The organism is Paracoccus sp. T5 (assembly GCF_048538155.2).
Classification (GTDB): Bacteria; Pseudomonadota; Alphaproteobacteria; order Rhodobacterales; family Rhodobacteraceae; genus Paracoccus.
In genome coordinates this window covers 1,111,238-1,136,192 of sequence record NZ_CM135809.1, presented here as the reverse complement: position 1 = coordinate 1,136,192, position 24,955 = coordinate 1,111,238, and the positions used below count along the sequence as shown (strand labels likewise).

Here is a 24,955-nt window from a genome sequence, read left to right as displayed (position 1 = left end):
TTTTCCCGAAAGGCCCGCCGATGATCCGCCTGTCCCTTGCCACCATTCTTCTGTCCGCAGGCGCCGCGCTGGCCCAGCCGGTGACGGTGCAAAGCTGCGACAGGCCAGTGACATTCGACGCGCCGCCACGCCGCGCAATCTCGAACGACGTGAACCTGACCGAGATGATGCTGGTCCTGGGCCTGCGCGACCGGATGATCGGCTATACCGGCATCTCGGGCTGGAAGACCCTGGATGCCCAGATGCGGGAGGGCATCGCCGAACTGCCGGAGCTGTCGGAAAAATACCCCAGTAAGGAGGTCCTGGCCGCGGCCGAGCCGGACTTTTTCTTCGCCGGCTGGAACTACGGCATGAAGGTCGGCGGAGAGGTCACGCCCGAGACCCTCGCCCCCTTCGGCATCCAGGTCTACGAACTGACGGAAAGCTGCATCCACCTGGGGCCGCGACCCCGGTCCAGCATGGAGGACATGTATGCCGACATCCTGAACCTGGGCCGCATCTTCGCGGTCGAGGACCGGGCCACCGCGCTGGTCGAGGGGTGGAAGACCCGGCTGGAGGCCGCGACCCAAGGCACAGGCGGCAGCGATCCGCTGCGGGTCTTCGTCTATGACAGCGGCGAGGCCGCGCCCTTCACCGCCGGCGCGCATGCCATGCCGACCGCCCTGATCCTGGCCGCCGGGGGCCGCAACATCCTGGACGACCTGGACAAGAGTTGGGCCGAGGTCAGCTGGGAGGCCGTGGTGGACCGCGACCCGGAGGTTGTGGTCATCGTGAACTATGGCGACGTGACCGCGCAGCAGAAGATCGACTTCATGAAATCCAGCCCTGCCCTGGCTGGGATCGACGCCGTCAGGAACGACCGCTTCGTGGTCCTGGATTATGTCGAGGCGACGCCGGGCCCGCGCAACATCCAGGCGGTCGAAAAGCTGGTCGCCGCCTTCCGGGAAACCCGGGGATGACCGACAGCACGATCGGAGCCATCGCCGCACGGCGTCCGGCCGCCAGGCTGGGGCTCAGGCTGGGCCTGGGGACCATCCTGGCCGGGATCATGGTGATGGCCATCGGCATCGCGGTTTCGGTCGGCGCGGTGTCGGTGCCGCTGACGACGGTCTGGGGCGTGGTCCTGGACCGGCTTCTGCCGGGCCTTTTGACCCCCGACTGGAGCGCGGGGCGCGCCAGCATCGTGTGGGAGATCCGCCTGCCCCGCGTGATCCTGGCCGGCATCGTCGGGGCGGGCCTAGGCCTGGTGGGTGCGGCGCTGCAATCGGTGACCCGCAACCCGCTGGCCGACCCCCACCTGCTGGGCATCTCATCCGGCGGGGCCTTCGGGGCGATCGCGGCGCTGCTGCACACGGGGCTGTTCCTGGGGGCGCTGACCGTGCCGCTGATGGCCTTCGGAGGCGCGTTGATTGCGACGGCGCTGGTCCTGGGGCTGGCCGGGGTCGCCCGCGCCACCAGCGCCGACCGCCTGGTCCTGACCGGCGTCGCCGTCAGCTTCGTCGTGATGGCCTGCGCCAATATCCTCATCTTCCTGGGCGACCCCAAGGCGACGCATACGGTCGCCTTCTGGATGCTGGGCGGGCTTGGCCTTGCGCAATGGGCGCATCTGGCCTGGCCGCTGGCGGTGCTTGTGCCCTGCGGGCTGTGGCTTTGGGCGCAGGGCGGCCGGCTGAACGCGATGAGCCTGGGGGACGAGACCGCCGCCAGCCTGGGGCTGGAGGTGGGGCGGTTCCGGCTGACCGTCTTTGTCGTGGCCGCGCTGATCACCGGCGTGATGGTCGCCTTTTCCGGCCTGATCGGCTTTGTCGGCCTGATGATGCCGCACCTGGTCCGCATGTTCGTCGGCGGCGACAATGCCCGCGTGCTGCCGGCATCGGCCTTTGCGGGTGCCGTGTTCCTGATCGGCGCCGATGCCCTGGCGCGCGTCGCACTGGCGCCCGAGGACCTGCCGGTCGGCGTCGTCACGGGGCTGTGCGGCGGCCTGTTCTTCATCTGGATCATGGCCCGGCGAGGCTGATGAACCCGCCTGCAACTCCTGTCCGGGCCTCAGGCCTTCGGGGGCCTGCCCGTGTCAGGGTCGTCGGCATCCAGGGCCGAGGCATGCCGGTCCACCAGGAAACTGGTCCCGCCATGGATGATCGCCGAGGCGAAGATGGTGAAGGCCACCAGCGCCCAGAGCTGCGCCTCGTTGACGAACTCCATATGGCCCGTTGCATAGCCCACGTAATAGACCGACCCGATGCCCCGGACCCCGAAGAACCCGACTATCAGCCGGTCGCCCGAGGTCATCCCCGTCCCCAGCAGGGACAGCCACCCGATCAGCGGGCGGATCACCAACAACAGGCTGAACCCGATCAGCGAATGCCGCCAGTCCAGGACCGGCCAGAGCGACGGCAGGATGCTGCCCAGCAGCACCAGCAGGATCGCCGTCAACGCATGTTCCACCGCCTCGCTGAAGGCGTGGAGCCGCTTGTGGAACTGGTGCTTTTCCTGGACCCTGCGGCACATGAGGCCCGCGGTGAAGGCGCCGATGAAGCCATAACCCTCGGCCAGTTCGACCACGCCGTAGCACAGAAGGACCGCGCCAAGCGCCAGGACGCCGGGCCCGCTCTTCTCGATCGCGCTGCGGCCCCAGGACGAGAACAGGCTGCGGCCCAGCACCCAGCCCACCAGCGCACCCAGCACCGCCCCGACGGTGATCCGGTAAAGAAGATCGCGCAGCACCCATTCCGCCAGCCATTGCGAGGGATCGGTGCCATGCGCGGCGATGATCAGCCCCAGATAGACGAAGGGAAAAGCCAGACCGTCGTTCAGCCCCGCCTCGGCCGTTAGGGTGAAGCGGACCGGATGCTCTCGTCCCTCCAGCGGCGGGCCGACCTGCACGTCGCCCGCCAGCACCGGATCGGTCGGCGACAGGACCGCGCCCAGCATCACCGCCCCCGCGACCGTCATCCCCGCCAGCGCCCAGCCCAGGAAGGCCAGCACCCCGATCGTCAGCGGCATGGCGATCAGCAGCAGGCGGAAGGTGGGGCTCCACCGGCGCCAGCTGCTGACATTGTCGATGCGCAGGCCGGTCGCGAACAGCACCACGATCACCGCCACCTCGCTGGTGATTTCCCAGATGCGGGGGGAAACGGTCGGGTCCAGCGCTTCGGGCATGCCGGGAACGAAGGCAAAGGTCACCAGCCCCATGATCATCAGGATCGCCGATGACGAGGCCGCCCGCAGAAGGGCGAAGCGCGGCAGCAGATAGGCCACGAACACCGTGGCCCCGACCACGGACATCAGCACATGAATGGGCGAGAGACCGAAGAACGGCTCGGCTTCGGACATCGGGATCCCTTTCGTCGGACCGGCCGCGCAAGATCATTTGCAGGGCGTCATAATCCGTTACAACGCCGGGCGGTGCAACAGGGATGCACAGCTTGTGATCAGCGCCTTGTCCGGGGGCGGACAGCGGGGCGCCCCACGCCGCCACGGTGGACAATCCGGGCCGCCTCTCCTATGCGAAGGGCTCATTGCGAAGCTTGGATGGGCTTTTCCGACATGTGCAGTTCCGTCACCCCGACATCAGCCGACGACACCACCGTCCCACAGGAACTGGTGCGCGCGCTGGCCGCCCATCCCGACAACCTGGCCCTGATCGACCGGGATCACCAGCTGAGCTATGCCGAACTGGCGCGCTTTGTTCGGGAATTCCAGTGCCAGCCCACAGGCCAGGGGCCGATCGCCATCTTCGGGATGCCCAGCACGCTGCTGGCGGCCGCGGCCACCGCCTGCGTGATCAGCGGGCGGCCCTTCGTGCACCTGGACCCCGCCATGCCGCAGGCCGTCCTGACCAACATCGTGGACGAGCTGCAGGTGGGGACCATCATCACCAGCCAGCTGCCGCAGCTCGGGCAGCTGCCCGCCCAGTGCCGGGTGATCGCCGCCGAAAGCTGCCTTGGCGGGGCGCAGGGGGATCGGCCGGCGCTGGTTGCCGCCGATGTGCGGCCGACGGATGCGATCTATCTTGTGGCCACATCCGGCACGACCGGACGGCCGAAATGCATCCCGGTGACCCATGACGCGGCCTTCCTGTCCTATCGCTGGCGCGATGCCTATACCCCCTATGACCCGGCGATGCGCGTCGGGATCTACATCTTCGCGATCTGGGAGATGTTCCGGCCGCTGCGCCGCGGCGCGCAGCTGCATTTTCCGGGGCTGAACGACCTGATGTCGCCCAAGGCGCTGGTCGCCTTCCTGTCACGCAACCGCATCGACGAGATGCTGTTCACCCCGTCCTTTTTCGAAAAGACCCTGAGCGCCATCGACCCGGCCCAGGGCGCCGCCCTGCCCCTGCGCCGGGTCGTCCTGAACGGCGAGGTCTTGCGCGAGGGGCTGGCGGCCGAAGCGCTCCGGCGGCTTCCGGGCACCCGGATCTGGAACCTCTACAGCATCTGCGAGACCCATGACATCAGCATGACGCAGGTCACGGGCGCCCCCGCTCTGGCCGAGGGCCTGTCCGTCGGCACCGCGATGCCGGATCTGCGCGCCGTGGTGCTGGACGACGACGACCGGCCCTGCCCGCCGGGCCAGCCGGGCCTGCTGCATTTCGAAGGTCCCCGGATGCTGGGACCGGGCTATGTCAACCGGCCCGAAGAAACCGCCCAGCGCTTTCGCACCCTGCGGCTGGAGGGCCAGGATCGGCGTCTTTATGACACCGGCGACCGCGGCTATGTGACGGCCGACGGGCAGATCCATGTGCTGGGGCGCGTGGCCCACATGCTGAAGCTGCGCGGCCACAGCATCCAGACCCGCGAGCTGACGGAAACCATGGGCGACCATCTGCGCTTTTCCCAGGCGATCCCCTGGGTGCAGCAGATGGACCGCCAGGGGCAGGTGCTGGTCTTTTACTATACCGCCGATGCTGCGCAGCAGGCGGTGAATGCCGACAGCTGGGGCCTTGCGCCCGGCTGGCAGCGCACGCCGCCTGCCCTGGCCGAGGCGCTGCAACAAGGCCTGCCACGCTATTGCACGCCGACCTATCTGGTGCACCTGCCGGAAATCCCCCTCAACCCGGTCTCGGGCAAATGCGACTTCAAGGCGCTTCCGGCGCTGCCGCCCGCGCATCTGGAGCCGGAGGAGGATGACGGCAGCCTGCCGGTGACGCGCCTTGCCGCGCGCATCCTGGGATGTCCCGCTACCAACCTTGATCCGTCGCTGTCCTTTCATGATCAGGGCGGCGATTCGCTGATGTGCGTCGATCTGCTGCTGTCGCTGGAGGCGGATTATGGGCGGGCGGTGGATTTCGACTGGGCGCTGAACCTGCCCTTGGCCCGGCTGCATGACCTGCTGACGAAAGACGCCGCCGCAACCCCCGTCGCCAATGTCGAGCGCAGGGGCATCCTGCTGACCGGCGCCACGGGTTTTCTGGGCGGGCATGTCCTGGCCGAGGCCACGCGGCACCTGCCCCGCGACCAGGTGATCTATTGCCTGGTGCGACCCCGCGACACCGACCCCCAGGCGCGCCTGGCCGCGCGGGCCGAGGCCCTGGGCATTCCGCCGGACCGGGTCGTGGCCGTGGCAGGCAGCATCGACGAGCCACGTTTTGGCCTTGATCTGGACAGCTATGACCGGCTGGCTGCGCAGGTCTCATCCGTCATCCATTGCGCGGCGATGGTGAACCTCGCCGTGGACCGCGAACGGATGGAGGCCTGGTCGCAGGCGGGCATCATGACGGTCCTGCAGTTCTGCCGCGATGCCGATGCGCCGCTGGCCTTTTCCAGTTCGACCTCGATCTTTCCCGATGCGGGCGGCCCCTTTGCCGAAGACGTCACCGCGCCCTTTGCGGGGATTTCGGGCTATGGTGCGGCCAAGATCGCCGCCGAACATGCCATCGCAGCCTCTGGCGTGCCGGCCACGATCCTCCGGCTGCCGTCGCTCTATGACCTCGGGGATCCCAATCCCAAGGACATCTACGAAAGCATCCTGACGGCCTGCCGGCAGTTGGGCCGGGCGCCCCAGGGCCTGTGCTTCAGCATGACGGATGTCCGTGCCGCCGCGCGTTTTCTGGTCCGGCAAACCGCGCCCGAGGGGCTGCGCTACTGCAACCTGATCACGGGCGATGCCGTGACCGCGCCTGCCGACATGCAGGCGATGCCGGTCGCGGACTGGCTGGAGGCCGCTCCCCTCAGCCCCGCCGAACGGCGGCTGCTGCAGGACAACCCCGGCACTCTGCAGGCGGATGCGCGGTTCGACCATGCGCAGGCGCAGCGGATCTGGGACCAGCTGGGCATTGGTCCCTTCGAACAGGTGTCGGACGTGTCAGGCCTGCTGGCGCGGCGACTGGAGGCGCAGCGTCACCACAGCGACCCGGCATTGACCTGATGGTCGGCCATGGTGATGGCCCGCGCCGCGTCGCTGGCCAGGAAGGCTGCCAGACCCGCGATCTCGTCGGGCTGCACCAGCTGACCTTGCGGGTTCGAGGCCTCGTATCTGGCGCGAACCTCGGCCCGTGACTGGCCGGTCTGCTGCATGTCCTGTTCGATGAACTGCTGCAGCATCTCGGTCTCGACCCAGGTCGGGCTGATGCTGTTGCAGGTGACGCCATGGGGGGCCGCCTCCAGGCTGACGCAGCGCCCGAGGCCCAGAAGGCCCGCCTTGGACGCGCAATAGGCGGCGTTGTTCGCCATGCCCTGATGCGCCGCGACCGAGGCGATGTTGACGATGCGCCCCCATTTCCGCTCCAACATGCCGGGCAGGACCGCCCGGATCATCTTGAAGGTCCCGGTCAGGTTCGTGTCGATGGTGTCGTCCCACAGCCGGTCGGGATGACCGGTCACCGGCGCCTCGTCATAGACGCCGGCGGCATTGACCAGCACGTCCACGCGCCCGTGCTCCTCGACCACCTTCGCCACGAAGGCCGCGACGCTGTCGGTATCCCTGACATCCAGGCCGCGAACGCTGACGGTTGCCCCCAAGGTCTGGCGCAGGTCGCGTTCAAAGGTCGGGTCGTCGCCGCGCCGGGCGCCGATATGGACGATCATGCCCTCCGCCGCAAAGCGGCGCGCCACGGCGCGGCCGATCCCCGAAAGGCCCCCGGTGATTATCGCGATCTTCTGGGTGCTGTTCATCATTTCAACTTGCTCTGCCGGATCAACAAAAGCCCACCGCAGGGGGTGGAACACGAAGGCGGCGCCGGGTCGGACTGCCGGCGCCCTTATGCCGACACCGATCCCCGCCGTCCAACAGGAAATCCGCGGCCTGCGGCGGCGATTGCCCGATCCAAAGCCCGCTGCTAGGTTGCCGGGAAAAAAGCGGACCTCACGAGCGGCGGGACAACCAGACATGAAATTCTATGGCGTGACGATGCGGACCGTCCTGCGGGTGGGGGCGATCCTGCTGCTGACGGGCTGCGGAGGTTTTCAGCGGCACAGCGAACGCGAATGCATGGAGCGGGCGATGTATTTCGAATCCAACCGCTCCAGCCGCGACGGGATGGTCGCGGTGGGCACCGTGGTGATGAACCGGGTCCGGTCGGGGGATTATCCGCGTTCCGTCTGCGGGGTGGTCTCGCAGAAGGGACAGTTCGCGCCGGGGATCATGTCCCGCAAGATGAACGACCGCTCTGTCCCGCTGGTGCGCGAGGCCGCGGCCTCGGTCATGCGGGGCGAACGCCATCCGATGGTCGGCAACGCCCAGTTCTTCCATGCCGCCAGCTATCGGGCATCCTACAACAACATGCACTACGTCCTGGTGGCGGGCGGCAACGCGTTCTACGAAAGGCGCAAGCCCGCCTTGGTGACGCGGCCCTACCCTCCCGCACCGATCGAGGGGATGACGGGACGGCGGGGCTGGCGCTGAGCGTCTAGGTCGGCCCCAAGCCCGATGCCGCGCAAAGCGCCACCTGGTTCTTCCGGTGGCGCAGCGCCAGGTTCCGGCCGGCGCGCCCGTTCAGGAACCTGCGCGCGGGCCGGAAGGGCCGGTCCGCCAGCTGGGGTAGCAGCTCCATGATCTCCTGCCGGCTTACGCGTCCCATGCTGTCCAGCGCCTCGGCGCCGGTAAAGAGGCTTTCCGTCATGGCGCCTTCGGAACAGATCACCTGGTGGCGGTCGAACATGACGTGCCAGTATTCGACCGGCGCCTGATCCTGGATCACCTCGATCCCGCAGCTTCCGACCAGGTGCTTGGCCGCGACCAGCACTTCGTCCTGACCGAACATCCGCCCGGCAATGCGCGAGCGCAGCAGGACCCGATGCTGCGGCGAAACCGTCAGCGCCCGCAGGGGAAGCCCCTCGCCAAGCGCCCCGGCCGAAATCCGGATCGGCCGCAGCCTGGGCCGCGCGGCCAGTTCCGCCGCAGACAGCGCGCGGTGCCCGATCCACAGGACAGGCTGTGCGCCGGCGTCCAGCGTCAGGACAAGATCTCCCCGGCGCAGGTCCTGAACCGGGACCTCGCCGTCCGGCGTCAGGATCATGGTGCCCCGGACAAAGCATGGCACGCCGGTATTGTCATTGGTGAAGTCCGACGGCTGCAGGCCCTCGAAGACGATCCCCCCACTGCCATTGACCAGGAGGGACTCCTTGCCGTCATAGCTGACCGGGCGCCCTGAGGCATCGGTGGTGTTGGACTGGTTCAGGATGCCGTCATCGGCATGGTCGGCCTTCAGCTGCGACAGGCTGTGGTAGTATCGGCTGAGGTCGATGAAATCGTTGTTGGTCGTGTCGCCGTCACTCAGCGCGCCGGTATTGCCGGTATTGAAGTCGGTGATCCTGTCGATGCTGCCGTCGGCCGTATAGACGAAAACATCGTTGCCCGATCCGCCCGTCAGACGGTCGGCGCCTGTGCCGCCGTTCAGCGTGTCGTTGCCTGCACCGCCATCAAGGACATCATTGTCGGCGCCGCCGTTCAGCAGGTCGTTGCCCAGGCCGCCCATGAGGGTGTCCTGCCCCGTCCCTCCGTTCAGCGTGTCATGGCCATCGCCGCCTTCCAGGTAGTCGTTGCCCAGGCCCCCATCCAGCAGATCCTCGTTCGCGCCGCCATAGAGGCTGTCGTCGCCATCCTCGCCATTCAGCGTGTCGTTTCCGTCGCCCCCATCCAGCCGGTCATTGCCCAAGCCGCCGTTCAGCAGATCACTGCCCAGCCCGCCGACCAGGGTGTCGTGTCCCGCACCCCCGTTCAGCGTGTCATAGCCATCGCCTCCATCCAGATAGTCGTTGCCCGCGCCGCCATCCAGCAGATCCTCGCCCGTGCCGCCATAGAGGCTGTCGTCGCCGTCATCGCCGTTCAGCGTGTCGTTGCCGTCGCCGCCATCCAGCCGGTCATTGCCCAAGCCGCCGTTCAGCAGATCGTTGCCCAGCCCCCCGACCACCGTGTCGTTGTCGGCCCCGCCGTTCAGCGTGTCGTGACCATCGCCGCCATCCAGATAGTCCATGCCGGCGCCGCCATTGAGCACATCCTCGCCCAGCCCGCCGGCAAGATAGTCGTCGCCGTCATCCCCGTTCAGCGTGTCGTTCCCCGAGCCGCCATCAAGGTGATCGTTCCCGAGGCCGCCGTTCAGGACGTCATTGCCCAGGTCGCCGACCAGCGTGTCATGTCCGGCCCCTCCGTTCAGCGTGTCATGCCCGGCCCCGCCGTGAACATAATCATTGCCCGCCCCACCGCTCAGCAGGTCCTCGCCCGCGCCGCCATAAAGGTTGTCATCCCCGTCATCGCCGTTCAGCGTGTCGTTGCCGTCGCCGCCGTCCAGGTGGTCGTTGCCGATGCCGCCGTCCAGCCGGTCGTTGCCTGCGCCCCCCACAAGCGTGTCGGCACCGGCCCCGCCGCTCAGCGTGTCGTTGCCGCCGCCACCGTTCAGGGCGTCGTTGCCGTCCCCGCCGATCAGCAGGTCGCCGCCATCGCTTGTGATGTTGTTGTTCGTGGTCAGGTTGATCTTGACGTCATGGCCCGACGGATCGAAGTCCAGCGTCCGCGTCTGGAGAGAGGCGATGTTGATATCCCCGACGCTGTCGTCCAGCGCGGCGAAATATCGTGTGGCGCCGGTGCCAGACAGTGGTACCGCGCGGATGAAGGCGATGTTGGTCCTGTAGTCGTCGCCGGTGACGTTGCGGATGGCACCAGAGCCGTCGGTCAGCGTGACCGGCTGCGACGTGCTGGCGGGCGTCACCAGGTGGATCTTGTAGGCCACGCCCCCGATCGTCAGAATACCGCCATTGTAATCGGTGTCGTTCAGCTCGACGATGCTGGTGGCGGTGTTGTCGTTGTCGCCGGTGTAGGTCGAGTTGTCGATCACCCCCAGGATGGTGCCGTTCGCGGCGCTATAGGTGGTATTGCTGGCAACACCCGACAGTTCGATAAGATCGTGAAGATAAGGCACGACGCACTCTCACAAAACACCACTGGCTTTGCCTGGAGATAATATGAATCGTTTATTCCGTCCCGACCATTCAGACTAAGATTCTAGTAATTACGCCATCCCAATATGCCAAAGAATATGATATCGGATTTACATATGGACCATATTTGGAAACAAGGGACGTGAAGTTCTCGCAGCCAGGCGCGTGGGAAACAGCTGGTCAGGACGGTTTCCTGGCAAGCTTGCGGATCTCGGCGATGTCGCCCACACCGTAGAGATGGATGCCGGCCTTGCGGGCCAGTTCCTCGGCGCTGCGGGTATAGGTGCCGGTGGTGACGACGGCCGCGACATGCAGCCCGTGAAACACCCGGCCCGCAATCGCCTCCTGCACTGCCTTGTTGCCGACCGAGCCGGTATAGCGCTTGCACTGTATGCCGACCTTGGTCCGGCCCATGGTCGCGACGATGTCGATCCCCTGGTCCCCGCTGGTCTGGGTCAGGCGGGTGCGCCAGCCCTGCTGCCGCAGGCGGCGCGCCACCCAGAGTTCAAAGTCCTGGCCGTCGCTTGGCACCCCGAGGGTGAAGGGCTGGCTGGGACGACGCCGCGGCGCCCTGACTGCTGGGGGAGCGGCCGGCTTGGCCCTGACCTTCCGCCGCATCACCGGGCGCCGCCTGCGCCTGCGCTTGGGCCGCCGCAGGACCCAGCCGGGAAGGATCACGATGGTGCAGCCCAGCATCAGAAGCGCCTCTGGCTGCCGGTGCAGATCAGCAAGACACAGGATGGCCAGCCCTGTCGCCAAGGTGCAGAGCGCCATCGCGAGCCAGGCAAGCCCACGGGCGAGGGAGTAGAGTTTCTTCTGCAATGACGGCGGCCGACTGGATGTTTTTCAGAAAGTATAGCCGTAAAGAATCGCAGGGAACAGATATGGAACGCGCCACGGCGGGACCTGCCAAGTTCGTGAAACAAGCGCGATCGGCCAGCGGGTTCATGGACGCCGGGAGGAGCTTGGCAGCGGAGCGGGTCGCTTGCGCTCCTCGCGTTGCCGGTAAGGACGCTAAGGGGTCTGAAGTGTCAGGAACGACCGGTGTGCTTGCGGGCGGGTCATTCCTCTTCATCCTGATCCTTGCCCGCGCACCCTGAGCGTCTGCCACCTGAATCCCCGGTAGTTTGAGCCGCCCCCACGACTGTCGCATCTGGCCCAGCGACCAGACAGCGGCTAGTCCGAGCTGTCGTCGGTGCCGTCATGCCCCGGTCTTTACCCGAGGCGTCGATCACAAAGCCCTCGCCCGAGCCAGCGACACCCTCGGCCATATGAGCCAGCGAAGGCCGAGGGCAGAAAGGCCAGTTTCGGCATGGTCAATCTTCCAGGATCTGGAGGCCTCTCTCCGCCAACCGAACATGACGCCGATGCGACGACTTGGAGACGGTTCGACGGCCGGCCTGCCCTTCCAGGTCCTTGGGTTGATGTTCTCTGCGGCCGTGAGCCTGACATACAGATCGGCAATGCTGCCGTCCCGTACCGCCCCGAGCATATTTGGCCCGAAGGCCAATGAAGGCCGCACGGGCCGCGCCAGGCCGCAGCTCTTGCCGGATAGGGCCCGCAGGCAGCCAGGCCAGCCATTGGGGGGCCGCCGCAGGACCAGCCACGGCGACGGTCACTTCCTCAAGGCGTCAGCAGGTACTTGGCCCCGGTCGACTTGCGGACATAAGCCGCGATCCTCTCGGGCTCCAGCGCCTCCTCGAGGGTGATGCGAGCGGTGTAGTGGCTGGCAAAGGTCGTCGTCATCTCGTCCAGGACGCGCTGGCGCATTCGCTGGACCGTGGCCGGATCCAGGCGCTGCAGGGCATGGAACAGCAGCCAGCCGCCGACGCGCCAGCTGAACCCGAACCCGCGCCGCAGGACCGAGGGACCCGTGTCCAGCGCGCCGTAGATGTAGCCCTGCTTCATCACCGACGAGCCATAGCGGTCATAGCTGGTCATGTTGCGCGCCGCGACCGCTTCCATCGCGTTCAGGATGGTGCTGGTCATCTCGCCCCCGCCGATGGCGTCGAACGAGACCGTGGCGCCGGTCGCCGCGATCGCCTCCGTCAGGTCCTCGCGAAAGCTGTCGGTGCTGCTGTCGACGACATGGGTCGCACCCAGGTCCCGCAGCAGGGCGACCTGTTCTGCGCTGCGGACGATATTCACCAGCCCGATGCCATCCGCCTGGCAGATCCGCACCAGCATCTGCCCGAGGTTCGAGGCGGCCGGCGCATGAACGATGGCAGAATGTCCCTCGGCACGCATCGTCTCGACGAAGCCCAGCGCCGTCAGCGGGTTCACGAACAGCGCCGCGCCTTCCTCGGCCGAAGCTCCCTCGGGCAGGACCAGGCAATCCTTGGCCTCGATCAGGCGCAGGCGGGCATACATCGCGCCGCCCAGCATCGCGACCCGCCGGCCGATCAGGTGCTGCTGGTCGGGTCCCGCCTCGATGACGGTCCCTGCCCCTTCGTTGCCGACCGGCAGCGACTGGCCGATCCGGGCCTTCATCGCCAGCATGGCGCGATCGGGGATGCGCGCGGTCAGCGCTTGGCCGTCATGCGTCAGTGTCTCCATGTCGGCCGGGCCGAACATCAGCCCCAGGTCCGACGGGTTGATCGGCGCCGCCTCGATCCGCACCAACAGCTGCCCCGGCCCCGGTTCGGGCAGGTCCACAGGCTCCAGATGCAGCCGCAGCGTGCCGTCCGGCGTGACGGTCGATCTCAATTCCAGGCTCTCGCGATCCATGTGTCCTCCAATGCAGTTGATGCAACAGCCGAAACCCTCCCGCAGTTGCAGCCGGGCTTCAATCAGATCGTCGCAGGCCTCTTTGCGGCGCTTGCCGAAGCAGGCTGGGCTCAACCCTATCATGTTCGCAACAGGAACAATAATGAAGGCATCCCGCAGCAAGTTCACCAAGCCCATGCCGACTGGGACAACCGGACCTTCGCGTGCTAGGACGGAAACCTCCAACACCTGTGCAGAGCCGCCGATGACGATCACGCACCAAGATGAACTGGAAGCCCTGAGGCGGATCGGCCGTCTTGTCGCCAACACCATGCATTCGATGGCGGCAGCGATGGAGCCGGGCGTGACGACGCGCGAACTGGACGGGATCGGCCGGGAGCTGCTGGAGCGGGAGGGGGCCGTGTCGGCGCCTCAGGCGACCTACGATTTCCCCGGAGCCACTTGCATCAGCGTCAACGAGGAGATCGCCCATGGCATCCCCGGCGAGCGCGGGCTTGTCCCGGGCGATCTGGTCAACATCGACGTCTCCGCCTCTCTAGATGGCTATTTCGCGGATACGGGGGCAACGTTCGGCATGGGCCGGGTGCAGCCGTCCCTGGACCGGCTCTGCCGGGACGGACGGCGCGCGACGCAGATCGGCATCGCGCAGGTGGGGCATGGAAAACCGCTGGCCGGCATCGGCAACGCCATCGGCGCCTTCGCGGCGCGGCGCGGCTATACGCTGATCCGGAACCTGGCCAGCCATGGTGTCGGCCGCGCCCTGCACGAGGCACCCGAAGAGGTTCCGACCTGGCCCACCAAGGGCGACAAGCGACGGATGCACGATGGGCTGGTGCTGACCATCGAGCCATTCCTGTCGCGCGGCGGAACCTGGGCCATGTCAGGCACGGACGATGACTGGACCCTCTACAGCCGGCCCGCGGCGCCGGTCGTGCAATACGAGCATACCGTGGTGGCGACCCGGCGCGGCGCCATCACTGTCACGCTGCCGGGGTAACTCGGGCCAGCGGGCAACGGGACGTCATGCTGAACCGCGCCGCTGCGGAGCTATCTGTGCGCTTCGCGGAGGCCCTCGCTTTCGCCATCATCAGCACAGACACATGTGATGCCACGCTTTGGCTGAATGAGGCGCAGGTCTTTCACACGCTGCCGGTGTATTTTGAGGAAGGATGCAAATTCGGCGCCTCAGCACCACCCTTCCTTTGCTGCCCGGCAACATCAGCAGTATCGCCTCCGGTCACGCCAGAGGATGCAGCCCGGGGCAAGGCAAGGGCCGACACTCCGGCAGCATGGTCATGTGCCGGGCTTCGGCGCTTACAGGACCATCGCAGGACCTGCGCATCGCCTAAAACCCGGCAACCCGCCGACCGTTGCAGTGCGGCGGCAAGGGACACCTGTTTGATCAGCGCCAGCCGAGGGCGGGCGCGACATGGGTCAGGATCGCCTCGATCACATGGGCATTGTAATCGACCCCCAGCTGGTTGGGGACCGTCAACAGCAGCGTGTCGGCCTCGGCGATGGCCTCGTCCTGCGCCAGTTGCGCCACAAGCTGGTCAGGCTCGGCCGCATAGCTGCGACCGAAGATGGCGCGTGTCTGCGCATCCAGATAGCCGATGCTGTCGCCAGCCTTGCCGCCGCGCCCGAAATAGGCGCGGTCCATGTCGTTCACCAGCGGGAAGATGCTGCGGCTGACGGAGACCCGGGGCGTGCGGTCATGGCCGGCCTCCTTCCACGCCGCGCGATAGGCACGGATCTGCTTGGCCTGCTGGATGTGGAAGGGTTCTCCGGTCTCGTCATTCTTGAGGGTCGAGCTTTGCAGGTTCATGCCCAGCCTTGCCGCCCAGATCGCGGTCGCGTCCGATCCGGCGCCCCACCAGATGCGTTCGCGCAGCCCTTCCGAATGCGGCTCCAGCCGCAGGAGGCCCGGCGGGTTCGGGAACATCGGCTGGGGATTGGGCTGCGCAAACCCCTCACCCCGCAGGACGTCGAGCAGCACCTCGGCATGGCGGCGGCCCAGATCGGCATCGCTTTCGCCCTCGGCGGGCTGATAGCCGAAATGCCGCCAGCCCTCGATGACCTGCTCGGGCGATCCCCGGCTGATGCCGAGCTGCAGTCGCCCGCCCGAGATCAGGTCGGCGGCTCCGGCATCCTCTGCCATGTAAAGCGGGTTTTCGTAGCGCATGTCGATGACGCCGGTGCCGATCTCGATGCGCCTGGTCCGCGCACCGACGGCCGCCAGCAGCGGAAAGGGCGAGGCCAGCTGGCGCGCGAAGTGGTGCACGCGAAAATAAGCTCCGTCTGCGCCCAGTTCTTCGGCGGCAACGGCCAGATCGATGGACTGCAGCAGCACGTCGCCCGCAGAGCGGGTTCGCGAACCGATGGCAGGCGACCAGTGCCCAAACGACAGAAATCCGATCTTTTTCATGGCAGCATCCATCCAACCTTTGAGCCGATGCCTGTCAGCTATGTCGGAAGGCCCAAGAATGACAGGGATGGCCCCTGTGCGAGAGTGAACAGTGGCTGTGTGACGAAGCCGATGCGCTGCGCCGCCTGAATGCTTTTTTCGACCAGCCGTCGTGGCAAGTCCGCCGGCGGACCATGCTGCGCTTCCGTGCAGAGGGGCCCCCTCCTGATCAGGCGAAAGAAATTTGGATATTCGCTGGGCCGGACATGCAGGCGCCCCTCATGTGCCCCGCCACTGCGGCGGTGTTTGATGTCGAGAGGTGTTGGCCAGAACCGCGTTCGCCTGCCACACAAGCGCCGTCAATGAGTGGCTTGGGGGGATAACGAGTGGTCCAGCGATGTCCTGGTACGGCGCAATGCCAGCAACCAGAAGCGTTGATGGTGCGACCTACGGCACCGCCCCAAGGCGAATATGGGCGACGTTCCGCCCAGCATGCGGCGTAAAAACGACAGGCCGTGACTCGGGCACCGGGTCGGTTATGGATCTGCCATCCGAGGGTTCATAATCGCGGGCGACGGTATCACCCGGGTGCCGCATATCAAGGCGGAGGTCCAGAATGACGCAACACGGCAACCACCCTAGCGCGCGCGTGGCGACGCTCTTGATGATCATCTGCCTGGCCGCGGTACCGGCAAGCGCCCAGACCAGCGGCAACGGCGTTCCCACTGCCCGCGAAATTTGGCGGCACCTGCCTGCGCTGCCCGGGCAGCCCCGCGAGGCGGCACCCGAGCCGGCGCCCCCGCCTGCCCCCGCACCTGCCCCCAACCCCAAGCCTGCACCATCGGCATCGGCCGCACCGCGCCCCGCCGCGTCGAACGATCCAGCCCCCCGCCGTGCATCGCCGGCGCCGACCCGCCGCGCAACCCCCGAAGCGTCGACGCCGGAATGGCCCCGTACGCTGGCCGAGGCGCGGGTCGTCATCCACTATCCCGAACGCGGTGGATATGAACGGTCGCAGGAACTGGTCCGCCTTCTGCGCGCGGTCGGCACGGCCGAGGTCGAGAGCCGCGCCATTCCTTACGCAGTTGACCGGCAGAGCATCCGCTACTTTCATGCGGCGGACCAGGACGTGACGGGAAAGATCGCCGATCTGGTCGGCATGACCGGTGGCGGTGGTCGGGAAACGGTGTCCGACTTCACGACGTTTCGACCGACCCCCAGAAACGGCACGATCGAGATCTGGCTGCCGGAGACAAGGTTTTAGATCCCAGGCCCCCGTTCCTGGGCCGCCGGCGAGCCGTACATGGCGATATCTCGGCTATCTCGGAAGTCCGGGCCGGCCAGCCTTGAAGCGGCACCATGTCCCATGGCGTATCTTTCATCGCCTGGACGGATGAGGGCGTCGAGTGGGCTCGGTTGATGTGCAGCAGACGACGTCTCCTGTGGATCGGCTGCGACAGGCCTCTGGGTCTGGCAAAACCGGTCCGGCAGCGGCGGCCTGTCTATCCAGCCAAGCCGGTTCTGGCCGTTCCACGACCTTGAGGGCGAGGTTTCGGCAGCTCAGTGCCAAGGGCGGACATATCGGAGCGGGGCGGAACCCTGTTGATGCCCTGTGTCCTAGCGTACTTGCAGAACTTCCCGCCGTTGGCCGATCGATCGCCCGAGGCCCCTGCGCTTCTATACTTTGGATCATCGGGCGGCAAAAATGGACAGCATCAATGAAAGCCGTCACGCTGTTAATCCAAAATTAACCCCGAGGGATAAACCTCTCAGGTGCGAATCCGCATAAACCCTGTCGAGGCTTTACCCACATGGCCCACACCCTATCCACAGCCGCCCCGGATCTGAATGCAACAGGAACTGGACCGGCAGGGGCGTCGATTTCAGGTGGCGCTGCACATGAGGCAGCGCTTGCGAACCCGTCGATGGGCGTCGGCCTTAACGGGATTTCCGACTGGTCGACGCAGATGCCGTTCATCGATGTCTTCAAGAGCTCGCGCCCCTGGACGGGACATCTGGAAGGCCGGTGGGGCGGTGCCACGACTGCGCAGATCGAGGCTGTCTCGGACGCGGATGGCTATCTCACGCGGCTCCCCGCCGGAGTGAGCCATGTCAGCGCCATTTTGCTGACAGAGATGCCGGCACAGATGACGTCGATCGCCGGAACCTACCGGGTCACCTATGAAGGCCAAGGCGACATCACCATCAATGGCGCCACCAACGTGCGATACGGCAACGGCGAGATTTGGTTCGATTACACCCCGCGCGGCAACAACCTGGTCAGCATCGACATCCAGCGGATCAACAGCGCCGATCACATTCGGGACATCTCGGTTGTCCATGAGAAAAACATCGCTGCCTTCGAAGAGGGCAAGATCTTCAACCCCGACTGGATCAAGCTGATCGACGACATGCGTTCGCTGCGGTTCATGGACTGGCAGAGCACGAACAATTCGGACGTCTCGACCTGGTCTGATCGCGCCCATGCGTCGGACGCGACATGGGGCACCGAGGCAGGCGTACCACTCGAGATCATGGTCCGGCTTGCCAACGAGACGGGAACGGACCCCTGGTTCAACATTCCGCACCTGGCCGACGCGGATTACATCCGCAACTTCGTCACCTATGTGAAGGAGCATCTTGATCCGGATCTGAAGCCTTTCTTCGAGTATTCGAACGAGGTGTGGAACTGGCAGTTCGAGCAAGCCCAGTGGGCGAACATGGAGGGCCGAAAGCTCTGGCCGAACCAGGGGGACGCCTGGGTCCAGTTCTACGGGATGAAGGCCGCCGAGATGGCGAGGATCATCGACCAGGTTTATGGCCAGAACGTGAACGAACTGGTCAACAAGGTGATCGCAACCCATACCGGCTGGCACGGGCTGGAATGGAGCATCCTCGAGGCACCGAACGCGGTCAGGAACGGCTCGGAAAAGCCGGCCTCGCTTTTCAACGACTACGCGGTCACCGGCTACTTCGACGGTAGTCTCGGCCGTGAAAAGGCACCGGTCGTTCTTGGATGGATCGCCAGTTCCGAAGCCGCAGCAGCCACCCAGGGGCGCGCGCTCGGCCTGTCCGGGACACCGCTGGACAGCTATGTCCAGCAACACAAATACGACCAGGCCATCGCCCTGGCGGTCAGGGAACTGCGCGACGGCTCCGTCACCGGCAACCCGGATGGATCGATCGCGAACCTCGTCAAGAGCTTCGAATACCACAAGAGGATCGCGGACGCCTATGGCCTGGACCTGGTCATGTACGAAGGAGGCACCCACGTCGTGGGGGTCGGCGAATGGGGCAATAATCGGACACTGGCCGATTTCTTCCTGGCCTTGAACCAGTCCGACGACATGGGGCAACTTTATCTGGAGCTCTTGCGCGGCTGGAAGAACGCCGGCGGGACATTGTTCAATGCCTTCGTTGATGTGGCCAGGCACGGCATCCACGGGTCCTGGGGCGCCCTTCAACACCTGGACGACCACTCGGAACGATGGGATTCCCTTGTCGAGTTCAACAGGAACAATCCGGGATGGTGGGAGAACAGGGGGGGGAGCGATTTCATCGGCAGTGGCGAGGTCGCGCCCGGGGCCACGGATCCTGTGGCACCTGCCCCGGTCGATCCCGCGCCGAGTAATCCCAGGCCGGCGGATCCGGCCCCGGCGCCGGCGCCGGCCGATCCGGCGCCGGTCGGGAGCATCACCGGCACGAGCGGAAACGACACGCTCAACGGCGGCTCGGTTGCCGACACGATCTTTGGCCTTGGCGGCAATGATACCATCGACGGCAGGGGCGGTGCTGATCGGATGCATGGGGGCGTCGGAAACGACGTCTACTGGGTGGACAACTCGGCGGATCAAACGCTGGAGCTGGCGGGTGAGGGGCACGACACTGTCCACGCGACGATCAACTGGACGCTAGCCGACAATCTGGAGGACCTCTACCTCAGAACCGCAGCGAACAGCAGCGGCACGGGCAATGCCCTGGATAACCGAATTCATGGAAACAGCGGCCATAACGTCATCTTTGGCAAGGGTGGCAATGATATGCTGGTGGGGAAGGAGGGAAATGATACGCTCTTCGGCGGAATTGGGAACGACGCTCTTATGGGGGGCGGCGGGAACGACGTTTATTGGGTGGACAGCTCGGCTGATCGAGCGGTGGAGTTGGCGAATGAGGGACACGATATTGTCCACTCGAGAACGGACTGGACGCTCGCCGACAATCTGGAGGACCTTTGCCTCAGAACTGCGGCGAACAGCAGCGGTACGGGCAACGCGCTAGACAACCGGATTTACGGAAACAGCGGCCACAACGTGATTTCCGGCATGGCGGGCAATGATGTGCTGGTCGGGCGCGAGGGCAATGATACGCTCATTGGGGGAGGTGGGAACGACACTCTTAGGGGAGGAGCGGGGAACGACGTCTATCGCTTTTCCGCGGGCGACGGGCGGGACGTGATAACCGATTTCGGCGCCAAGGAAAAAGAGGTCCTAGATATCCGCGGCTACTCCAATCTCGTTGAGATCCGTGAAGAGGCGGGAGGAGCGAGGCTTTATCTGTCAGCCAGTGACAGCATCTTCTTGAAAGGCGTTAACAGATCAGACCTTGGTGCAGGGAACTTCCTGTTCAATGGCTCTGTACCAGATACTCTAACTCCTGCGGGGCAAGCGCAACCTCGAGTTATGCAAAAGGCTACTCCTTCGCTCTTGGGCGGAAATTCGGAAGATGCGCTTCCCTCCAGCATGCCGCAAGGCAGCATCGTCGGCAGCATGGCCGATGACAGCCTTTCAGGCAGCCTGGGACATCACGTGATCTTCGCTTTGGGTGTCAACGACAGGATCAGCGGCACGTCGGAGAACGATACGCTGTATGGGATGTCCGGAAACGATACCCTTGCCGGAGGCAACGGGAACGACGTCATCATGGGTGGCACGGGGGCAGATGTCCTGATCGGCGGGGCGGGTACCGACCTCATGTTCGGCGGCAAGGATTTGTCGCGGGACACATTCGTGCTGAAATCCACTTCCGAAAGCCAGCCCGGACCTAAAAGCGACGTTGTCCACGACTTCCAGTCCTATGTTGATCTTCTGGACCTGCACGAAATGGAAGCAAATATCCATCTCAGCGGCGACCAGGCCTTCGCATTCTCGAACAAGGGAGCGGCTGCCCATTCCATCTGGCTGGTGCAATCGGGGGACGACATCCTGGTGCGCGGAGATGTCACCGGGAACACGACACAGGACTCCCGTGTGACCAACGTCTCTTCCCTTGCGGCGCAGGATTTTTGGCTTTGATCTTTAGCAGCTAACCTGAGGCGCCGAGCCAATCCTCCCCTGCCCAAGGGGAGGATATTGCTTTTCACGCAGAACCGGCCCGGGCGCTGAACGGTCGGTCGCCCTCGCTCATATACGTTCACAAGATCGAGGGTCAGGCTTACGACAGGCTGCCCGGCCTTCTCCTGTTCGAAGGCATCGGCTCGTTTGGGGATGAAGAAAAAGTCCACTTCCGGCGGCAATGCGCGATGGTGTGCACGCCGCGGGCAGTCGCAACCTGGGTCATTCCCGCCCCTAAGCCGCCGCTCAGGACGATGTTCTGTGCCCTGTCAATGAGCTTTCGGCGCTGCAACTGGCGCACGGTCGCCTCGTCGACCTTGCTGGCGGCGACGCCGAAGCCCGAGACATCCCTCGCAGTCGGGGAACCTGCGGCCTTTACATGATGAGCAATGGAGTGCACCTCGCGCTCGGACAGCTTGTTCTTAAGAAGCCGGTGGAACAGGTTCGAAACGCAAGTCCTGGTTGCCACGCCCTCTGCCACTACCAGTTCTATCGCCCTGTCTGAACGGCCTGTCCGTCATGGTGGAGAACCAGGGCAAGACTATCGACCATCTTCCTGTCCCCCACGCTGCCCTTGTTTACCTGCAGCGCGTCACGGCGCGGGAGGCCTTGAGATAAGGGCTGGTCGATCATCATAGATTTTCTCCGGTTCCTTGGCAGCCAGACCTGCTGGAATCGATCGAAGACGCCCTTCTCGCCCCAGCGAGGTCACAATCGGTAAGGGATGGTGTGAACACCATGCCCCGGCGCAGGTCGCATGGCGCCATCGCAAACCACGGCGGTTGATGAAAATGATGCCGCCACGTGCGCAGTCCATGCTTTCAAAAGGCTCCACGCGGCAGGCGGGGTTTCCCGTCAGCGGACCACCCCGCTGTTCTGTGCCGTGACAGCGGCCCAGCGGGGGTTGTCATCCAGCACATGCCGGCGTGCGCCCCAAAAGCCGTGGCGGCCCGGTCTCGCCATCTCCACGAACACGTTGAAGAACTCGCCTCCGACGTCGTGAAAGGTCCTCATGGCGTGGGTGTAGAGCGCAGCCATGTCCTCGGAATAGTGGAAACGCTCCAGGAACGGCAGCAGGCTCGCATCCGCGTCCACGATCGGGTGGTGGGGGACGACATGGCTGCCGCCTTCGTACATGACCAGGGAAAGGCCCGCGGCATCGGCCGCGTCCTTCTGGTATCGCCACTGTTCTTTCAGATCGGCGATCTCTGCCTCCAGCGCTGCGCGCATCTGCTGAAAGGCCGGCATGTCTCCTTCTTGCCGCCACTCCTGAATCCGTGCCGTGCCGTCCTCTGCACTCAGCCCGTGACCAAAATATCCCGTTACGGCATAGCAGTCAAAATAGTCCTTTGGCGCCTTGCGGCCCGGCTGCATCGCGACCCAACGCGGCGCGTTCAGGATGCCATGCTCCAGACCTTGCCAGGCGGTATGCGTGGTGATGACCTTGTTGTGGCGGCCGGCCGTGTCGGCATAGACGGCATCCAGCAGCATCGCCATTTCGGCGGCCCTGCCGCCATAGAACTGCATCCAGCCATCCTGGCCCACATGGTCGGGCCAGAGCGCTTCGGCCTGCTGGTTCGCCCAATGAGCCTGATCGAACTGAAAGTTCCAGACTTCGTTCGAATACTCGTAATGGGCGACCAGATCGGGGTGCAGGTTGTCATGGACGTATTGGGCGAAGCGGGTGATGTGGTCGTCCGTCGCAAGATGCGGAAAGCAGAACCAGCCGTCGACACCCAGCCTGTTGCACAGCGCCACCATCGTCTCGACCGGCACCCCGAGCGTCCAGGTAGCCGATGACGGCGTCGGCCGATCCGCCCATGCCGACAGCAGGCTGTTGTTGGTGCCTTGCCAGTCCATGAAGCGGAACAGGCGAAAGTCCTTGATCAGCGCCAGCCAGTCGGGACGAAAAATCTCCCCTGCCTCATATGACGCGCGATGCTTCAGGTTGATGCACGGCCCGATCTTCATCGGATCGGCCGCATCGAAGCCGGTGATCTCGATGGCGATCAGGTTGTCACCTGCGGCCGTGTAGTCGAATTCGGCAAAGCCGACGCCGCGGGTGATGTTCTGCGCCCCGTGGATGTGCAGGTCACCTTTGCCGCTGATGGTCAGCCGATACCGCCCGTTCAGGCTCGTGTCGGCCTCCTGGATCTCGCACAGGATGATCGTGCCGACCCGATCAGCCCCCGGCGGAAGACGGAACGGGTGTCCATCCGCATCCAGGTGGCCACCGGCGCGCAGTTGGTGGTGGCTGTGGCTGGTGAAGGCGGTTTCGGAACGGCCCTGCCATTCGCGCGACGATTTCATCACGTCGATGAAGGGCTGGCTGGCGCCCCAGTCGGCAATGCCGTTGAGTCCAAGCGCGACGGAGCCTTGGCCAGCTTCCAGCCGTGTCCGACCGGAGTCCAAAGCGGTCTTGGCCGGCTGCGCGACCAGATCCCTGCTTCCAGCTACGGTACCGCCTACACAGCCGCCCAGGATTATCATCAACTCGCGTCGGGTCAGCATGATGTCCTCTTTCTGGCAACAAATCATTGGGCGGCGGAGACCAGCTGGAACGCCATGCTTCAGGGATGGCCACTTGCCATGGCGGAACCTCCGGATGCCGCTCAGAGCTTCACGGGGCCGCTCTCTGAACCATTCTTTCAAATGGTGATCAGAAATCGTGCCGGCGTCAACGCATAGCGCTGTTCCCCGGACGTTAGGCAGTTGCTTGGGAAGCGCACTCCACCGTTCGAAGGGGCGAGCAGAGCAAGGCTTTTAACATGCTCAGAGCGATGCCCCGTACCGGCAGCGCTCCACCGCCAGCGCAAGCTACCAGCGGTCACCCTGTTTGGGCTGCGTATCGAAAAAGGCTCTGTCAGCTTTTGCCGACAGAGCCTGATCGCAAGGTGCATCGCTGAACTCAGCGACGACGGGTCAAGCCGGTCCAGATGCGACCGGCGTCGCGATCATGGCCGCCCTTGATGGCGCCCATCCAGGCAGCCAGGCCGGCGATCAAGGCGGAGATTGCGAAGAACAGCGCCGACCAGACGGCCCCGCGACGGGCGCTCTCGGCCGCCTCGACAGCCTGCTCCCGGGCTGCCTGCAGGCGCTGCTCGGCCTCAGTGCGCAGTTCCTCCGCACGGGCTTCGGCAGCGGCGACAGCCTCTTCGGCCTGGGCCCTTGCTTCTTCCACACGCTCCTGTGCTTCGGCACGCAGATCCTGGGCTTGCTGGACAGCCTGCTCAACCCGGGTATCGATCTGAGCCGGGGTCAACTGGGTCCGCGCCGCGAGGGCGCCGCGAAGATAGTCCAAGTCTTCTTCGGGCACTTCGCCGGTGCGCAGGACCGTGCCAAGGATATTGGTGATCTCGCTGCGGATCTTCTCATTCGAGAACTGGTCAGGGGCCGCCTGCTCACCGCGCAGAAAACGGTCTGTCACATAGTCCAGCGGGTTGCCGCCCATGGCACCTTCGCCACCAAGCGCCGAGGCCGCCCCGCCGGCCAGTTGCCCGACGCCGCTCAACGCGCCACCCGCGACTTGACCCACGCCTCCGACGACACCGCCCGCCAACTGGCCGGCACCCTGCACCACCCCACCTACGGCGGAACCGGCTGCTTCAACCGCGGTGCCCGCCGCGTTGCCGGCTGCACGTATGCCGCTGGACACGGCGCCTGCCGCCAGGAGCCCGGTCAGCAACATGCCCAAGCCCCACACCGTCAGCCCGTGGATGCCGTCACGTGCCTCGACCTCATCCTCCGAAGCCGCATTGCGGCGGCGCATGCGGCCGGCGATGTAGCCCCCCAGACCGTAGACGGCCACCATCGAGACGAAAGCGAACAGGCCCACCAGGATCAACGCAAAGGTGCCCAGACCTTCGCCCTCTTCGACCGAGACCGAGCCCAATCCGATCGCAGCGGTAAAGCCGGTAAAGACCAGAGAAGCGCCGGTCGCGATGGCCGCACCGGCCAGGATTGACGCCCAATCGACGTAACCGCGCTTGGTGTCGTCTACGGATGCTTCATTCATGTTGTCTCTCCCAGTGATGCGGGACCCGCGCGAAAAAATGTCCCCGACGTGACCAAGTCCGCTTCCGACGAACGCCGGTCGCCAGGAATGTTTCCCCATACGT

16 protein-coding genes are annotated in these 24,955 nt (G+C 65.3%); 7 read left to right on the top strand and 9 right to left on the bottom strand.

Features of this window, described 5'->3' with window-relative positions:
• The first annotated feature begins 20 nt into the window (after window positions 1–20).
• Both ACNR9W_RS05610 and ACNR9W_RS05605 read left to right on the top strand, forming a co-directional pair.
• Window positions 21–959 (top strand): ABC transporter substrate-binding protein, encoded by a 939-nt coding sequence (locus ACNR9W_RS05610; RefSeq protein WP_419267877.1) that lies wholly within the window; start codon window positions 21–23, stop codon window positions 957–959.
• Window positions 956–2,017 carry a FecCD family ABC transporter permease gene (locus tag ACNR9W_RS05605; RefSeq protein WP_419267876.1) on the top strand — a complete coding sequence of 354 codons (1,062 nt, stop codon included), beginning with the start codon at window positions 956–958 and terminating at the stop codon, window positions 2,015–2,017. The genes ACNR9W_RS05610 and ACNR9W_RS05605 overlap by 4 nt, the downstream gene beginning before the upstream one ends.
• A 29-nt stretch (window positions 2,018–2,046) precedes the next feature.
• Here the strand turns inward: ACNR9W_RS05605 and ACNR9W_RS05600 are convergent, their stop codons facing one another.
• On the bottom strand, window positions 2,047–3,333 hold the full coding sequence (locus tag ACNR9W_RS05600; RefSeq protein ID WP_419267875.1) for a cation:proton antiporter: 1,287 nt from the start codon (window positions 3,331–3,333) through the stop codon (window positions 2,047–2,049).
• Window positions 3,334–3,531: 198 nt separating this feature from the next.
• Between ACNR9W_RS05600 and ACNR9W_RS05595 the strand changes: the two genes are divergently transcribed.
• Entirely contained in the window at window positions 3,532–6,369 is a 2,838-nt protein-coding gene (locus ACNR9W_RS05595; RefSeq protein ID WP_419267874.1) for an AMP-binding protein, read from the top strand.
• Here the strand turns inward: ACNR9W_RS05595 and ACNR9W_RS05590 are convergent.
• Window positions 6,342–7,118: an SDR family NAD(P)-dependent oxidoreductase gene (locus ACNR9W_RS05590; protein WP_458478668.1), complete on the bottom strand. Its 777-nt coding sequence runs from the start codon at window positions 7,116–7,118 to the stop codon at window positions 6,342–6,344. The two genes, ACNR9W_RS05595 and ACNR9W_RS05590, sit on opposite strands and share 28 nt — an antisense overlap.
• A gap of 211 nt (window positions 7,119–7,329) precedes the next feature.
• On the opposite strand from ACNR9W_RS05590, the gene ACNR9W_RS05585 reads away from it, so the two are divergent.
• Window positions 7,330–7,845 carry a cell wall hydrolase gene (locus ACNR9W_RS05585; RefSeq protein WP_419267872.1) on the top strand — a complete coding sequence of 172 codons (516 nt, stop codon included), beginning with the start codon at window positions 7,330–7,332 and terminating at the stop codon, window positions 7,843–7,845.
• A gap of 4 nt (window positions 7,846–7,849) precedes the next feature.
• Here the strand turns inward: ACNR9W_RS05585 and ACNR9W_RS05580 are convergent, their stop codons facing one another.
• From ACNR9W_RS05580 to ACNR9W_RS05570, 3 genes are all read right to left on the bottom strand, one after another.
• Window positions 7,850–10,357 (bottom strand): Hint domain-containing protein, encoded by a 2,508-nt coding sequence (locus ACNR9W_RS05580; protein WP_419267871.1) that lies wholly within the window; start codon window positions 10,355–10,357, stop codon window positions 7,850–7,852.
• Between the two features lie 199 nt (window positions 10,358–10,556).
• A complete protein-coding gene (locus ACNR9W_RS05575; RefSeq protein ID WP_419267870.1) occupies window positions 10,557–11,150 on the bottom strand; it encodes a restriction endonuclease in 594 nt (197 codons plus the stop codon).
• Between the two features lie 849 nt (window positions 11,151–11,999).
• Window positions 12,000–13,103 (bottom strand): zinc-binding dehydrogenase, encoded by a 1,104-nt coding sequence (locus ACNR9W_RS05570; protein ID WP_419267869.1) that lies wholly within the window; start codon window positions 13,101–13,103, stop codon window positions 12,000–12,002.
• Between the two features lie 244 nt (window positions 13,104–13,347).
• Between ACNR9W_RS05570 and map the strand changes: the two genes are divergently transcribed.
• Entirely contained in the window at window positions 13,348–14,100 is a 753-nt protein-coding gene (gene map / locus ACNR9W_RS05565) for a type I methionyl aminopeptidase (RefSeq protein WP_419267868.1), read from the top strand.
• A 405-nt stretch (window positions 14,101–14,505) separates the two neighbouring features.
• Here map and ACNR9W_RS05560 read toward each other — a convergent pair whose 3' ends face one another.
• Window positions 14,506–15,528 carry an LLM class flavin-dependent oxidoreductase gene (locus tag ACNR9W_RS05560; RefSeq protein WP_419267867.1) on the bottom strand — a complete coding sequence of 341 codons (1,023 nt, stop codon included), beginning with the start codon at window positions 15,526–15,528 and terminating at the stop codon, window positions 14,506–14,508.
• 595 nt (window positions 15,529–16,123) lie between these two features.
• On the opposite strand from ACNR9W_RS05560, the gene ACNR9W_RS05555 reads away from it, so the two are divergent.
• Together ACNR9W_RS05555 and ACNR9W_RS05550 are read left to right on the top strand one after the other, a co-directional pair.
• A complete protein-coding gene (locus ACNR9W_RS05555; RefSeq protein ID WP_419267866.1) occupies window positions 16,124–16,771 on the top strand; it encodes a hypothetical protein in 648 nt (215 codons plus the stop codon).
• Window positions 16,772–17,318: 547 nt separating this feature from the next.
• Window positions 17,319–20,798 carry a calcium-binding protein gene (locus ACNR9W_RS05550; RefSeq protein WP_419267865.1) on the top strand — a complete coding sequence of 1,160 codons (3,480 nt, stop codon included), beginning with the start codon at window positions 17,319–17,321 and terminating at the stop codon, window positions 20,796–20,798.
• A gap of 139 nt (window positions 20,799–20,937) precedes the next feature.
• On the opposite strand, the gene ACNR9W_RS05545 is transcribed toward ACNR9W_RS05550, so the two are convergent.
• The 3 genes from ACNR9W_RS05545 to ACNR9W_RS05535 form a co-directional block, all read right to left on the bottom strand.
• Window positions 20,938–21,306, bottom strand: a complete 369-nt coding sequence (locus tag ACNR9W_RS05545; protein WP_458478665.1) for an ATP-binding protein — start codon at window positions 21,304–21,306, stop codon at window positions 20,938–20,940.
• Window positions 21,307–21,692: 386 nt separating this feature from the next.
• Window positions 21,693–23,489 carry a hypothetical protein gene (locus tag ACNR9W_RS05540; protein WP_458478663.1) on the bottom strand — a complete coding sequence of 599 codons (1,797 nt, stop codon included), beginning with the start codon at window positions 23,487–23,489 and terminating at the stop codon, window positions 21,693–21,695.
• A gap of 256 nt (window positions 23,490–23,745) precedes the next feature.
• A complete protein-coding gene (locus tag ACNR9W_RS05535) occupies window positions 23,746–24,852 on the bottom strand; it encodes a hypothetical protein (protein WP_419267863.1) in 1,107 nt (368 codons plus the stop codon).
• Window positions 24,853–24,955 lie beyond the last annotated feature (103 nt).

Coding starts and splice junctions, on each gene's coding strand:
- ACNR9W_RS05610 (WP_419267877.1), top strand. CDS start 21: ATGATCCGCCTGTCCCTTGCCACCATTCTTCTGTCCGCAGGCGCCGCG.
- ACNR9W_RS05605 (WP_419267876.1), top strand. CDS start 956: ATGACCGACAGCACGATCGGAGCCATCGCCGCACGGCGTCCGGCCGCC.
- ACNR9W_RS05600 (WP_419267875.1), bottom strand. CDS start 3,333: ATGTCCGAAGCCGAGCCGTTCTTCGGTCTCTCGCCCATTCATGTGCTG.
- ACNR9W_RS05595 (WP_419267874.1), top strand. CDS start 3,532: ATGGGCTTTTCCGACATGTGCAGTTCCGTCACCCCGACATCAGCCGAC.
- ACNR9W_RS05590 (WP_458478668.1), bottom strand. CDS start 7,118: ATGATGAACAGCACCCAGAAGATCGCGATAATCACCGGGGGCCTTTCG.
- ACNR9W_RS05585 (WP_419267872.1), top strand. CDS start 7,330: ATGAAATTCTATGGCGTGACGATGCGGACCGTCCTGCGGGTGGGGGCG.
- ACNR9W_RS05575 (WP_419267870.1), bottom strand. CDS start 11,150: ATGGCGCTCTGCACCTTGGCGACAGGGCTGGCCATCCTGTGTCTTGCT.
- ACNR9W_RS05570 (WP_419267869.1), bottom strand. CDS start 13,103: ATGGATCGCGAGAGCCTGGAATTGAGATCGACCGTCACGCCGGACGGC.
- map (WP_419267868.1), top strand. CDS start 13,348: ATGACGATCACGCACCAAGATGAACTGGAAGCCCTGAGGCGGATCGGC.
- ACNR9W_RS05560 (WP_419267867.1), bottom strand. CDS start 15,528: ATGAAAAAGATCGGATTTCTGTCGTTTGGGCACTGGTCGCCTGCCATC.
- ACNR9W_RS05555 (WP_419267866.1), top strand. CDS start 16,124: ATGACGCAACACGGCAACCACCCTAGCGCGCGCGTGGCGACGCTCTTG.
- ACNR9W_RS05550 (WP_419267865.1), top strand. CDS start 17,319: ATGGCCCACACCCTATCCACAGCCGCCCCGGATCTGAATGCAACAGGA.
- ACNR9W_RS05535 (WP_419267863.1), bottom strand. CDS start 24,852: ATGAATGAAGCATCCGTAGACGACACCAAGCGCGGTTACGTCGATTGG.